The following is a 13,955-nucleotide window of genomic DNA, read 5'->3' as shown; positions in this document are numbered from 1 at the left end:
TAGTCGATGCGCTCTCCCTCAGCTGACCTGATTTTATCTTTTACCCAGATAGGCGCAATGCTCAATGCGCGCCGCAACCTGATTGCTGTCGTGACTGTGATTTCGGTGGTCATGGCGGCGATTGCCAGCCTGGTCGTCCCCAAGACCTATGTCGCGAATGCTGATGTATTCATCGACTATAAAATGAATGACCCGATTGCGGGTCGCCAGTTTCATCCCCTGCAGGATGAGAGTTATCTGCAAACCCAATATGATGTGATGAAAAGCGTCAAAGCCGCAGAGCATGTGATTGCCGCCCTGGGCCTGCATGATACTGACGAGGCACGTAAGCTGATTGCGCGCTATGGTGAACAGCGTGGTTTGCGGCATCTGGCAGAAACGATCGCCGATAAAATCGAAGTCGCGCCGCATAAAAACAGCCGTGTCATTGAAATTCAATATTCTTCTCATGACCCGGCACATGCCCGGGATGTAGTGAATGCGGTCATTAAGGCATACATCGACCTGTCGCTGGAAATGGCAAATGCACCGGCCCGTGCCCGCCGTGATCAATACAATGCCCAGCTTGAGACGTTGAGCCGTCAGATGGATGATATCCAGAAGAAGCTCACGGCTTATCAGCAAGAACATCAGATTGTCGATGTTGATGAGCGCGCTGATGTCGAATCACGCCAGATGGGCGTACTCAGTAACCGCCTGATTGAAACTCAGTTGCAGCGCGTCGAGGCGCAGGCCAAAAGGCAGGCCTTGGAGAATATGCTCAGGCAGGGCAACACCAATTCCGACTTGCCTGAAATCGCAGGCATAGGCCATATCTCAGGCTTAAAGGCGGCATTGGTAGCGTTAGACACCCAGCTTGCCAATGCAAAAACGACGCTGGGGCCACGCCATCCGAAATATATTGCGATTCAGGATGAGCGCCAGTCTTTGATCGAGAAATTAAAGCGTGAGTCAACGACGGCGGTCGACTCGGTTAATTCTGCTGAGGCGCGTTTGCGTCAGCAGGAAAAAGTGATGGAAGCTGAATTGGCTGGCTATCAGAAAAAAACCTTTGAAAACAAGCGTCACCGCGATGTAATCAGTTCGTATCAGCGTCAGCTCGACAGCGTCCAAAAAGTGTATAACGCCGCGATACAAAAATTTGATGAGTTACTCATGACCAGTAATGTCGCGATTTCTAATGCATCTGTAATGCGCTGGGCTGAATTGCCCGAAAAACATGCTAAGCCGCTGCTGCGCAATAACCTGGTATTTGGCCTGATTGCCGGATTGATGTTCGGCTTCAGTCTTGCATTTCTGTTGGAGCTGATGCAGCGCAAAGTACGCTGCGCTGAAGACCTGGCGCGCGAGTTTGATGTGCCTGTACTGGCTCAGATTGGATTTTTGGAGCGTACAGACGGTGATAGCAGCACACAGTTCACTGCTGCTCAAAGGAGTAAGCATGTCTGAGTCTATGAGCATGCGAACTGAACGGCATCAGGTTGGCAGATTGGGCGAATTATTCCTGCAGCAAGGCTTGCTGACCGAAGCGCAGATTGAGCAGATCGCGCATGAGCAAAGGCAGCACAAACTACGTTTTGGTGATGCAGCATTGCGTCTCGGTTTGCTGACACAGGCGCAGATTGATCAGGCCTTGGGTCAGCAGTTTGGTTTCACTTCTAAGGATCTGTTAAACGGTATAGCCGATCCTTCTCTGCGTTTTTTTCATCAGCCATTTTCAAAAGAAGCGGAAGAAATCCGGCGTTTGCGCAGCGAGCTGCTATTGAAATTTGATACGGCTGACAAAATCCGGATTGCGGTCGTCAGCTCCGCAAGCGGTGAGGGGAAAAGCTATATGGCGGTGAGCCTCGCGATAGCCTTGTCACAGGTAGGGCGGCGTACACTGTTAATTGATGGCGATTTGCGTAGCGGCAGCCTGCATCAGTTCTTTGCGCTGGGCTCGCCCGATGGCTTGTCATCGGTACTGGCAGGGCGTCAGCAGCTCGATGAAGTATTGATCCCCTTATTACCAGGACTACAGTTATTGCCATCGGGGCCACGACCACCAAATCCGCTGGAGTTATTGCAAGTCCCGCGTATCAAAGATTTGCTGGACAGCTGCTATGCAGACTTTGATGCATTTGTGGTCGATACCCATGCATCAGGCAATGCCTCCGATGCACAGATGCTCGCGCATCAGGTCGGTACCGCATTGCTGGTGGCGAAAAAGGACCTGACCCGTATCAGTGATTTGCGTCAGGTCAAAAATGACATGCAGGCAGCGGGTGTTGATATTGCCGGTACGGTGTACAACGAATACCAGTCGCTGCAAAAAAAACGCTGGTTCCAGACTGTATTGAACTGGATGCCAGGTCGTCGCAAAAAAAACGCAAAACGCAAAAACTGACATGGTCGAAATCAGTATCAGTATCTGTATCTGTACATTTAAGCGTCCCCAATTGTTGGCACGCCTGCTGAATGCAATACGGATGCAGGATATTCAGGATGTCACCTTGCAGATTATCGTGGTAGACAACGATCCAGCTCATTCGGCTCAGTCCGAATTGCAGAAGCAGGCAGCCTTGTTTGGCGAGCGCCTGACATTTATCCATTTACCTGTCTCCAATATTTCACTGGCCCGAAATGTAGCGATTAGTGCTGCGCAAGGCGAGTGGATATGCATGGTCGATGATGATGAATACCCTCAGAGTTCCTGGTTACGCGAACTTAGAAATGCGCAACGCAGTTATCAGGCGGATGTGGTGTTTGCGCCTGTGGTGCCCGAATACGATGCAAGTACGCCGGAATGGGTCAGGCGCGGTGGCTATTTTGAGAGACGGCGCTTGCCGAATGGGACGGTCATTGATCACCATGATGCACGCAGCGGTAATGTCTTGGTCAGGCGCAGTGTGTTACTGGCTCAGGCGCAGAATGGTGCGGTGTTTGATCCTGCTTTCGGGCGTACCGGTGGTGAAGATTCTGTCTTATTTCGCCGTCTCGACATGGCAGGTGCGAAAATGATCTGGTGCGATGATGCGCCTGTGTTTGAATCGGTTCCCGCGGAGCGCGCTACGCGGAAATGGTTATTGCAGCGCTCATTCCGGACCGGACAACTGTTTATGCGTACCGAATTACTAATGACACCTGCAGCACAGCGTCCGCTAAGGGCTTGCTGGCTAGGGCTGCGCGCAATACTGCAGGCATTGATAGGCATGCTGTGTGTGGCCTTATTGATTTTATTTGCACCTCAGCGTGCGTTTCGCTGGGCCAGAATTGTGGCATCGCAGTTTGGCAAGCTCAATCATTTTGCCGGTAAAGTTCCCGAAGCCTATGGCAGCCCGGAATCCTCCTGATTTTTTACTGAAGTTAACATGAATCCTGCTTCGCATTCACGCCTGCAAGCCCTGGATGGGCTACGTGGTGTTTCCATCCTGTTGGTACTGATCTCCCATGCCTGGCTAGGGCATATTGTGCCTGGTGGTTTAGGTGTGACTATCTTCTTTTTTATCAGTGGCTACATCATTACCCGCCTGATGATTGCTGAATGGGATAAGACGGCGCAGGTCAGTATTTCGAAATTTTACTTACGTCGTTTTTTTCGTCTGATGCCGGCGCTGATCGTGTTTGTGCTGATCTCACTTGGAGTGATGCAACTGGCGGGCGTGCAGTGGCAGTGGATAGAACTGATGTCAGTGTTTTTTTATTTTGCGAATTACTTCGGGATTTTTGTCGGTTTCAGTGGTGACCTGTTGCCGCCGCCTTTATCCATCACTTGGTCACTCGCAGTCGAAGAGCATTTTTACATGCTGTTTCCGTTTGTGTTTTCAGTGTGTATTGCTTTTCCCAGGCGTTTTCTTACTGGCTTGCTCACATTTATCGTAGCGATACTGTTGTGGCGTTTATATCTGGTTTATGGTGTGGGGCTGGATCAGCTGGTTCATTACCGTATCTATAAGGCGACCGATACGCGTGCAGATTCAATTATGTATGGCACTTGCTTTGCCTTAATACAGGCGCGTTACCCGGGGCTGGCGGCTCATTTTGCGCAACGTAAAGCGCTTATTGCAGGTGTCTTGCTGATGCTGGCTTCCTTGTTGATACGGGATGAGAATTTCCGCGAATCCTGGCGTTATTCGGTACAGGGGATTGCGCTGGCTTTGATGTTTACGCATCTGATTGGAGAGTCCAATATGGTCAGCCGTGTGCTTGCATCACCTGCTATGGTGTATGTGGGGCGTATTAGCTATTCGCTGTATCTGTACCACTGGCTGGTGTTCGGTATCATCAGTTTCTGGCTGCCAGACCTGTCGCTGCCTGTGAAATTCTGTTTGATGATGGTGGCGTCCCTGGTATTGGCCGATGGTTCGCAGCGCTTGATTGAAGCGCCATTTCTGCGCTTGGGACAGCGTTATCTGCACGCTGGTATCAAGCACTGAGTTTTCAGCGCTGCAGACGCAATTGTTCCTGGTTTCTTTGATTGGCTGAGGTCACGGCAATCAGCGCAAAAATAAAGAAGACATTCAGGAAGCCAAAGCCGCGAAACAGGCTGCTTTCTGTAAAATTGGTCACAACGATCACCACCAGCATTGCGGTCCAGAATGCAGACTGAATTTTATCGTGTTGTGCGAGCCGGGTCAGATAGTAGGCTTGCGACAGCAAGGTCAATATGGTCAGGGTCAGGCCTATGATGCCTTGTTCATTCAGAATATCCAGATAACCATTATGCGATTGCAGGGGAATCCAGTGCAAAGCATCGATCACAAACTGCGACAAGCTGTCCGGCCCCAGCCAGAACGCGCCATAGCCCAGACCGAGCAGCCAGTGCTTGTTGATCTCCAGCCAGACCAGTTCCCAGATATCGGTGCGACCGGTCAGGTCTGAGCCTTTGCCAAAAATGCTGGCAATTGGGGATGAAATCTCTGCCCAGGTCGGCATGCGTGATTCAAACATATAAAACACATACACTGCCAGTAAAGCAACGCATAGCAGACTAAGGAAAATCCGTACCAAAGGATAATCTGAGTTCAGATGCCGCTTACGCAGCAAGTGAAAAATCCCGCTGGTAGACAAGGTAATGATCATGCTGGTTGAGCTTTTACTCATCACGAGCATGAAAAAGCTGAATAAAATTGCCAGCAGCAGTGTTCTGTAGCTGACCTGTTGCAGACAAGCTTTGACCTGCCAGAACAGGATAGACATCGCCGCTACCTGGCCCAGTTCATTCTTTTGTGACAGTGCGCCACGCCAGGCTCCTTTTAATTCATAGTCTATGCCTATACTGGGGAAGGCAAGTGCCATCACAAATGACAGCATCAGCATGGCCATCAAGGTGTAGACCAGGGAATTGATCATCAGGTGCAGGGGCTTGGGTGACAGTTGCAGGCTGATGCCGATTACTACGATGCCGTATAACTGGATCGCGCGCTTGAAGGTCACACCACCTATCGGCGACCACAGACTGGAGGCGATACACCATACCAGCACCATGATCAGAAACGGATTGAGTGCTCGCAGATACTTCAAGGCTGTTTCGATATGGCGATACAGCAAAATGCCGGAAATCAGGAACAGGCTGCCCCATTCCAGCTTGGTGGCCAGCGAACCTTCCATCGTGACTTCGGACTTGCCCGAGTAATCCCAGGATATACCGTAAGGCAGCAGAGAAAAAACAACGAATAGCACAACGATGATATGCAAAATCCCGATTTCTACAGGATGCATCTCCGTTGGATAAATTTTTTGCGTACCGGGCGTCATTCAGGCGGTCTTTTTAAGGGCATAGCTGGTATTTTATAGGCTAGTCAGTTGGATGCGATTTTATTCATGAAATTATTTTCTTTTTCCCCAGGCTGGCGTTGCCTGATTTTACTGGTCGGATTAACTGCACAAACAGTGAGTGCCGAGCAAATTGATTGGTACCGGTTTTCTGTGAATGAAGACCAGTTGCAGCCTGTTGTGGATTTTTCTGGACTGAACCGGCCGATTACAGCAGCTGACCGTGTTTTCATCAAGCAGGCCCATTTTTATACCACCGGCACTGACAAAAAGCCCAATACCGGTGACGATAAGCGCTTGCGGTTTTTTGGTATCAGTCTCTCGGCGGCAGATAATTTTCCGGACGAGCAGGGCGCCGTCAAGCTGGCAAAACGTCTGCGCCGCCTTGGGTTTAACGCGGTGAGGCTACACCACCTTGATACTACGCTCAGTGATGATACTGACAAACCTCAGGGCATACTGACCACCGGTGCTTATCCCAGCTTTAATCACGAAGCCTTAAGACGATTGCGTCTGTTGATCGACGCTTGTAAAAGTGAGGGCTTATACGTCAATTTAAATCTGCATGTGGGTTACGCGTTCAGGCCAGCGGTGGATCAGGTAACGCCCTTGTTTGCCGGTGAAAGTATGCCGTTTGCCAGCCAGCCTATGCATATGTTTGAGCCCAGAATGCAGGCATTACAGGTGGAATATGCTCAGCAATTGCTGCGTCGCCTGCAATTAAATGACGACCCTGTGCTGGCGATGGTCGAAATTAATAATGAATCCTCACTGGTCGGCGCCTGGCAAAGACAACAGATCGATCAGCTTAAAGGTGAGTATCAGCGAATCTTGCAATTGCAATGGCAGCGCTGGATACAGCATCAGTACGGTAGCATAGAGCAGGCATGTGCAGTCTGGCGCAGCTGCAGTTTGCCAAAGAAAGGCGGCTTGCTGGTGACGTTGCAGGACAGGCGGATACTGGAACAGGGTGACGACTGGACTCTCAGGGCGCAGGATATGCTGAGGCGGGTATTCGAGAAGTTTCACTGGACGGTGCCCACTGCCTTGCAACGTCAGCATCAGTTGCCGGATAGCGGCTTAGGACGCCGCGTTATCGATTTCCTGCGCTTTCTGTCCGAAAGTGATAAGCAATATCTGGAATTGATGAAGAAAACGATACGGGCTGAAGTTGGCAATCTGGTGCCTGTGGCTGGAACCCAGGCCTATTACGGCGGATTGCTGAATGTAGACTCGCACGCAGCGATGGATTATGTGGATGAACATGTCTACGTCGATCATTATCAGTTTCCCGGCAAGGATTGGGACAGAAATGACTGGAAAATCCGTGATCAGTCTGCGTTAAAAGAAGGCTGGAGTAACTTGCTTAGCCGCGCTTACTATCGTGATGCGCGCAAACCATTTGTGATCAGTGAGTTCAACCAGGCTTATCCTAATCGCCAATCTGCAGAAATTATTCCGGTAATGGCTACACTGGCCAGCATGCAGGATTGGGATGGGCTGTTTTTCTTCCAGTATGGTGATGTGAATTTGCGCGATCCTGCGCCGGACAGCTTCAGCCTGACCGGGCATAGCGGGCAACTGGTCACTGCAGGCTTGTCTTCAGCTTTATTTCGCCAGTTTCAATTACAGCCTAATCCTGAGCTGGCTCCGGTGTCTTTGCCTGCAAATGCCAGACTCAGCCTCGCATCGCAATTGGAAAGTGTCAATCCGGCAGTCTATCCTGGCTATCTGCGCGCGAATTTGCAGTTAGATGAAGATGTTGTTATGTCCAGGCGTATTGCGATGGATTTTGCAGCACTTGCGCAGAGTAAAAACCAGGACGTATCCAATATGGTATCTACCCCAGAATCGGGTGCAGAAGTCAGCGTACGTGCGCCCGGCCAGCAACTGTTAATCCAGCGTGAGCAGCCGCAAATTTGGATGCAGAATCTATACGGCGCTGTCCAGCTTGGCGTGTCAGATACGGCGAATCTGAATTTAAAAATTCTGAAGCCCCAGATCAGTGGTGAGGGGCGTAAGTACGGTACTTTCCTCTTGGGTACGCGTGATGGTTTGCCTTTGAAACAGTCCAGGCGGCTCCTGTTAGTGGCCAGCGGAGCAACGACCGCCAGTCAGGGACCAGATGGGCAGGCACAAACCAAAAAGCTAATCCCCTATGATGGCAACATGATTTGGAAAACCTTGGAGCCTGATGCCGGACTTACTGGCAAGCCTTCTGGCCCACGCGATGGTGTCGCTCCGGTTTGGATGGAGCGTATCGTGTTTCAACTGTTTGTACCTAGTGCGTATCCGCGCATAGAGATTTACCCTTTAGATGAAAAGGGTGCCCGTCTGCCGCCACTGCTTAAGCAAAACATCCAGAGGGTTTCAGGTGGATTTCAAGTGAATTTCAACCAGCGTACACCTTGGTATGAGATTGTACTGAGTCCCGCTTCATAAGTGAGTTGCTTATCGTTGCAGTGCCTGGCACGCGTAAATCAGACCAGAGGTGGAGTTTATGTTTGGTATTAAAAACAACAATGAAACGCGATTTGAATCGTTAAACTAAGTTTCAACGCCCCACTTAGATGGGGCGTTGTTGTATTTGGCAGACTATTTCTTGGTTTGCGGGAATTTTTGCAAGGTTTCTTAGGCGAGGAAATTTCATATGGCAAAAAATTGATACCTGATTTGTCATGATTTGCTGCATTGTGAGATTTACTTTTCATAATGTGGAAAATTAACTGGCTCTGCACAAAATATTTTTCTCATTTTAAGAAAAGGAATTTCGTATCGCAAAAAATAAAATATAAGTATTTGAATTTAAACGTAAAAATATTTGTTATATGTCTTATATAAGACCTTGTTGCTCCGCAAAATATCTCCTATTATTGATCTCAACGGAACACCACTTTTATTCGTTTTGACCACAGGAGAGCATCATGACAACACGTGCACAACAAGTCGCTGAATTGCAAAAAGACTGGGATACCAATCCACGCTGGAAAGGCATTAAACGTAACTACACTGCAGAAGACGTGGTTCGTCTGCGTGGTTCGATCAAGGTCGAGCACACGATCGCTAAAAATGGCGCGATCAAATTGTGGGATCTGGTGAACAACGAGCCTTTCATCAATGCACTGGGCGCTTTGACTGGTAATCAGGCGATGCAACAGGTAAAAGCGGGTCTGAAAGCGATCTACTTGTCTGGCTGGCAGGTTGCGGGTGACGCTAACGTAGCGGGTGAAATGTATCCTGACCAGTCTCTGTACCCGGCAAACTCGGTACCGCTGGTTGTTAAACGTATCAATAATACGCTGACTCGCGCTGATCAGATTCAATGGTCGGAAGGTAAAGACGATATCGACTTCTTCGCCCCTATCGTTGCCGATGCTGAAGCCGGTTTTGGCGGTGTATTGAATGCGTTTGAACTGATGAAAGCCATGATCGAAGCGGGCGCATCCGGTGTTCACTTTGAAGATCAGCTCGCTTCCGTTAAAAAATGCGGTCACATGGGCGGTAAGGTATTGGTACCTACCCGTGAAGCAATTGAAAAACTGAATGCAGCACGTCTGGCAGCCGACATCATGGGTACCTCAACTGTGATCCTGGCCCGTACCGATGCAGAAGCCGCAGATTTGCTGACTTCCGATGTGGATGCTAATGACCAGCCTTTCTGCACAGGTGAGCGCACCGTTGAAGGCTTCTACAAAACCAAACCAGGTCTGGAGCAGGCAATCTCCCGTGGTCTGGCCTATGCCGAATATGCCGATCTGATCTGGTGTGAAACCGGTAAGCCTGATCTGGAATTTGCCAAGGCATTTGCCGATGCGATCCATGCCAAGTTCCCTGGCAAACTTCTGTCGTATAACTGCTCGCCATCGTTCAACTGGAAGAAAAATCTGGACGATGCAACGATTGCGAAATTCCAGAAAGAACTGGGCGCCATGGGTTATAAATTCCAGTTCATTACACTGGCTGGTTTCCATGCGCTGAACTACGGCATGTTCAACCTCGCACATGGCTATGCACGCCGTCAGATGTCTGCGTTCGTTGAATTGCAGGAAGCCGAATTCGCAGCAGCGGAAAAAGGCTTTACCGCGGTCAAGCATCAGCGCGAAGTTGGCACAGGTTACTTTGATGCAGTGACTCAGACTATCCAGCAAGGTCAGTCTTCGACCACAGCATTGCACGGTTCCACCGAAGATGAACAATTCTTCGATGCGAAGAAGGTTGCCTGATTCGCTTTACGATCTCCCGTAGTAACAAAAAAACCGCAGAAGTTTGCGGTTTTTTTGTATTCGCCATTGATGCAACAGGGCTGTTGCTATCTATGATTCAGCGCTGGCTTTTTTGCTTGCGGTATTCGCGGAAAAAAATACCGAAAAACTTGACGCCTTGTGTCGTGTAGCGTTGCCACAGTCGTCGTGGTTCACTGGCGAGGCGCCAGAACCATTCCATGCCAATTTTTTGCATCCATAATGGAGCACGCTGTTTTTGACCCAGTGCAAATTCCATTGCAGCGCCTACGCACATCAACAGCGGGGCATTATCCGTGCTTTCTTCGCGGCGGTAACGGAAGGCAAAGTATTCTTGCTTGGGCATGCCGAGGCAGATAAATACGATATGTGGTTTGGCGACACGGATACGGCGTATCGCCTCATCGGCTTCGGCACCCTCAGGAGTGAATTGCATAGAAGGGCAGAACAGATCAACCTGCAATCCCGGATAGACCCTGGCAAATGCTGCCAGCAATTCTGTTTCCTGGCCTGGCATGCCACCGACCACGAATACCGATAAGCCTTCATTCGAAGCTGCGCGACATAGCGATACAAATAAATCGGCACCGGTGACACGTTCAGGCAAGGGATGCTTGGTAATTTTGCTGGCCCAGACTACCGGCATGCCATCTGCAAAAATCAGATCTGAAGTGCTATATAGTTGTTTGAATTCTGCTTGTTGATCCAGTCGCACGATGTGATCCACATTAGGTGTCACAACGACCCTGGACGCGTTGCCTCTGGTGCGTGCCGTTTGCATCAGTAACTGATGTGCCTCAGCAAAAGTCTGGTTTTGAATGTCCAGATCAAATAAACGTGTTGTATTCTTCTGGTCGGTTAGCAGGGTCATAGAAACTCAGAGTGTTCCGGATTGAATGTGTCTGATTATCTCAGAACTGAGCAGGCTTGCGACGTCTGGTTTTCCTATTTCTATGCATAATACCCGCCGGTGCTCTATTTTTTTAACATCCCGCCACTGGCGGACAGAACAAAACAGGTAGTCATACATGCGACATCGGACCCGAGTGAAAATATGCGGTATCACGAATCATAACGATCTGGCTCAGGTCGCTGCAGCCGGTGCGGATGCACTGGGTTTCGTGTTTTATCCGCCCAGCCCGCGCTATGTGGAGCCAGGCCGTGCCGCAGAGCTGTTATCCGGCTTGCCGCCGTTTGTGGTTTCGGTAGGTTTGTTTGTGAACCCCACCGCACAGGAATTACAGACCACGCTGCAGCAGTGTCCGCTACAACTGCTTCAGTTTCATGGTGATGAAAGCGCCAGTCAGTGTGCACAGCTGGCGGCACTGGTGCAGCGCCCGTTTTTGAAAGCATTCCGGGTCAGGGCTGACACAAAGCCGGATGATTTGTTAGAATGTGAGCGCATCTATCGTGATGCAAGTCCTTTATTTAATGGTTTGCTGCTGGATACCTATGTGGATGGTTACGGTGGCAGTGGAAAGGTGTTTGATTGGTCTCTCATTCCAAAAGAGCTCGCGCCTCGGGTCGTTTTAAGTGGTGGCTTGAGCGTACAAAATGTGACTGGCGCAGTTAGTCAGGTACGTCCTTTTGCGGTTGATATCAGCAGTGGTGTCGAGGCGGCAAAAGGAATTAAGGATGAAGAGAAAGTCCGTGCGTTCATACGTGCGGTACAAGATGCAGACAATATTCCGGGGTGTTGATCACCTCCATTTGTAAGGACAGCAATGACTACCAACATCAATCAGGATGCGGGCGCAGCTGCGCATGTATCAGCTACAGCAGCTACAGCAGCCCCAGCGGCGGCAATCTATCAATCAAGCTCCTATCATTTACCAGATCAGCGTGGTCATTTCGGCCCGTATGGCGGCAGCTTTGTCTCCGAGACGCTCACCCATGCCTTGAGTGAGCTGAAGGATGCCTATGCGACTTATCAGCATGACCCGCAGTTTCTGGAAGATTTCCGCCAGGAGTTGAAATACTTTGTAGGGCGTCCGTCACCTGTATATCACGCCAAGCGCTGGTCAGAAATGATGGGCGGCGCACAGATTTATTTTAAACGTGAAGACTTAAATCATACCGGCGCGCACAAGATCAATAACGTGATAGGTCAGGCCTTGCTGGCAAAACGTATGGGTAAGCCGCGCGTGATTGCGGAGACCGGCGCTGGTCAGCATGGCGTAGCAACCGCCACCATTTGCGCGCGCTTTGGGCTGGAATGCGTGGTGTATATGGGTGCTGAAGATGTGAAGCGTCAGGCCCAGAATGTCTATCGCATGAAGCTGCTGGGTGCGACCGTCGTGCCTGTTGAGTCTGGTTCGAAAACCCTCAAGGATGCGCTGAATGAAGCGATGCGCGACTGGGTCACCAACGTGGAAAATACGTTTTACATCATAGGCACGGTGGCTGGGCCACATCCTTATCCTATGATGGTCAGGGATTTTCAGTCTGTTATCGGCGAAGAGTGCTTATGGCAGATGCCTGAGCTGGCAGGGCGTCAGCCGGATTATGTCGTCGCCTGTGTTGGCGGCGGTTCTAATGCTATGGGTATTTTCTATCCCTATATCGATCATCAGCAAACCCGTTTGCTTGGCGTAGAGGCGGCAGGTGAGGGCGTGGACAGTGGCCGTCATTCAGCTTCGCTGACAGCCGGTTCGCCAGGTGTCCTGCATGGAAACCGCACGTATTTGCTGCAAGATGAGAATGGCCAGGTGATAGAGACGCATTCAGTCTCTGCTGGTCTTGACTATCCGGGTGTTGGCCCTGAACATGCATGGCTTAAAGACAGTGGCCGTGCGGAGTACGTGACTATTACGGATGAAGAGGCGCTGCAAGCCTTCCATGATTGCTGTCGTATTGAGGGCATCATCCCTGCGCTGGAATCCAGTCATGCGCTGGCTTATGCGACTAAACTGGCGGCGACATTGCCGAAAGATAAAATCATATTGGCCAATTTGTCTGGTCGTGGTGACAAGGATATGCACACGGTTGCAGAACGTGCAGGGCTGAAGTTCTGAATGCGTAGCTGAATCTCCTGAAGTGGCAATCGCTGCATTGCCGGGCTACACAAAGCGCCCGGCACAGCCTGCCTGGTGTTTATCCTCTTTGGTCTATCAATATGTCAAAAATTCAATCTGTACTCGCTGCGCTCGCGGCAGAACAACGTAAAGGTCTGATTCCCTTCATTACTGCGGGCGATCCGGCGCCTGACATGACGGTGCCGCTGATGCACGCCCTGGTCGAGGGTGGTGCCGATATTATCGAGCTGGGCGTGCCGTTTTCCGACCCCATGGCGGATGGACCTGTGATACAGCGCGCATCCGAAAGAGCATTGCAATTTGGAGTTGGCTTGCGGGATGTATTACAATTCGTCCGCGAATTTAGAGTAAACAATCAAAAAACGCCGGTGGTGCTGATGGGATATGCCAATCCTATAGAGCGCATGGGGCAGCAAGTCTTTATTGAGGCTGCCGCAGAAGCGGGTGTGGACGGGGTGTTGGTGGTAGATTATCCACCGGAAGAATGCGAAGAATTTGCAAAAAGCATGCAGCAACATGGCATGGATACCATATTCCTGCTGGCGCCGACCTCGACTGAGGAGAGGATTGCGCTGGTAGGTAAAATCGCATCCGGTTATGTGTACTACGTGTCTTTAAAAGGGGTGACCGGTTCCGGTAGTCTGGATTTGTCTGCTGTGGCAGAGATGATTCCTAAGATTAAGCGACATGTCCAGGTGCCAGTCGGTGTTGGCTTTGGTATTCGTGATGGACAGACGGCGCGTGCAATTGCCAGCGTTTCGGATGCGGTCGTGATCGGGTCCCGGATTATTCAGGAACTCGAAACCACCCCAAGGGATCAGGCAGTGAATGCCGTAAAAACTTTTATTTCTGGTGTCAGAGAGGCCTTAGACGGGTAAAATACGCGCCTATTGCACTTTGTGGCAACTGTTTGGCCCCGTATCAG

The 13,955-nt window shown here is 50.4% G+C and carries 11 protein-coding genes; 9 read left to right on the top strand and 2 right to left on the bottom strand.

What is annotated here, in order from left to right:
- The first annotated feature begins 6 nt into the window (after window positions 1-6).
- From H8K43_RS02360 to H8K43_RS02345, 4 genes are read left to right on the top strand one after another with little or no spacing between them, the layout of a single operon-like run.
- Complete coding sequence (locus tag H8K43_RS02360) at window positions 7-1,449, top strand: Wzz/FepE/Etk N-terminal domain-containing protein (RefSeq protein ID WP_186902369.1); 1,443 nt, start codon at window positions 7-9, stop codon at window positions 1,447-1,449.
- Window positions 1,442-2,386 (top strand): CpsD/CapB family tyrosine-protein kinase, encoded by a 945-nt coding sequence (locus H8K43_RS02355; RefSeq protein ID WP_186902368.1) that lies wholly within the window; start codon window positions 1,442-1,444, stop codon window positions 2,384-2,386. Before H8K43_RS02360 ends, H8K43_RS02355 begins: the two co-directional genes overlap by 8 nt.
- Window position 2,387: 1 nt before the next feature.
- A complete protein-coding gene (locus H8K43_RS02350) occupies window positions 2,388-3,332 on the top strand; it encodes a glycosyltransferase family 2 protein (protein ID WP_186902367.1) in 945 nt (314 codons plus the stop codon).
- An 18-nt stretch (window positions 3,333-3,350) separates the two neighbouring features.
- The gene (locus tag H8K43_RS02345) at window positions 3,351-4,415 is read left to right on the top strand and encodes an acyltransferase family protein (RefSeq protein ID WP_186902366.1); all 1,065 of its coding nucleotides are present in this window, start codon (window positions 3,351-3,353) and stop codon (window positions 4,413-4,415) included.
- Window positions 4,416-4,419: 4 nt separating this feature from the next.
- Here the strand turns inward: H8K43_RS02345 and H8K43_RS02340 are convergent, their stop codons facing one another.
- A complete protein-coding gene (locus tag H8K43_RS02340; protein ID WP_186902365.1) occupies window positions 4,420-5,736 on the bottom strand; it encodes an O-antigen ligase family protein in 1,317 nt (438 codons plus the stop codon).
- Window positions 5,737-5,802: 66 nt separating this feature from the next.
- Here H8K43_RS02340 and H8K43_RS02335 point away from each other — a divergent pair, with 66 nt between their 5' ends.
- On the top strand, window positions 5,803-8,196 hold the full coding sequence (locus H8K43_RS02335; RefSeq protein WP_186902364.1) for a cellulase family glycosylhydrolase: 2,394 nt from the start codon (window positions 5,803-5,805) through the stop codon (window positions 8,194-8,196).
- A 482-nt stretch (window positions 8,197-8,678) separates the two neighbouring features.
- Window positions 8,679-9,977 (top strand): isocitrate lyase, encoded by a 1,299-nt coding sequence (aceA, locus tag H8K43_RS02330; RefSeq protein ID WP_162018675.1) that lies wholly within the window; start codon window positions 8,679-8,681, stop codon window positions 9,975-9,977.
- A 97-nt stretch (window positions 9,978-10,074) separates the two neighbouring features.
- On the opposite strand, the gene H8K43_RS02325 is transcribed toward aceA, so the two are convergent.
- The gene (locus H8K43_RS02325) at window positions 10,075-10,866 is read right to left on the bottom strand and encodes a WecB/TagA/CpsF family glycosyltransferase (RefSeq protein WP_186902363.1); all 792 of its coding nucleotides are present in this window, start codon (window positions 10,864-10,866) and stop codon (window positions 10,075-10,077) included.
- Between the two features lie 157 nt (window positions 10,867-11,023).
- Here H8K43_RS02325 and H8K43_RS02320 point away from each other — a divergent pair, with 157 nt between their 5' ends.
- The 3 genes from H8K43_RS02320 (at window position 11,024) to trpA (ending at window position 13,908) form a co-directional block, all read left to right on the top strand.
- Window positions 11,024-11,695 carry a phosphoribosylanthranilate isomerase gene (locus H8K43_RS02320; protein WP_186902362.1) on the top strand — a complete coding sequence of 224 codons (672 nt, stop codon included), beginning with the start codon at window positions 11,024-11,026 and terminating at the stop codon, window positions 11,693-11,695.
- A 24-nt stretch (window positions 11,696-11,719) separates the two neighbouring features.
- A complete protein-coding gene (gene trpB / locus H8K43_RS02315) occupies window positions 11,720-13,009 on the top strand; it encodes a tryptophan synthase subunit beta (protein WP_186902361.1) in 1,290 nt (429 codons plus the stop codon).
- A gap of 101 nt (window positions 13,010-13,110) precedes the next feature.
- Complete coding sequence (gene trpA, locus H8K43_RS02310; RefSeq protein WP_186902360.1) at window positions 13,111-13,908, top strand: tryptophan synthase subunit alpha; 798 nt, start codon at window positions 13,111-13,113, stop codon at window positions 13,906-13,908.
- Window positions 13,909-13,955 lie beyond the last annotated feature (47 nt).

It is taken from the genome of Cognatundibacterium curvum, assembly GCF_014284235.1.
Lineage (GTDB): Bacteria > Pseudomonadota > Gammaproteobacteria > Burkholderiales > Burkholderiaceae_D > Undibacterium > Undibacterium curvum.
Note: the sequence above shows the minus strand (reverse complement) of the source record. Positions and strands in the feature narration are given on the sequence as shown.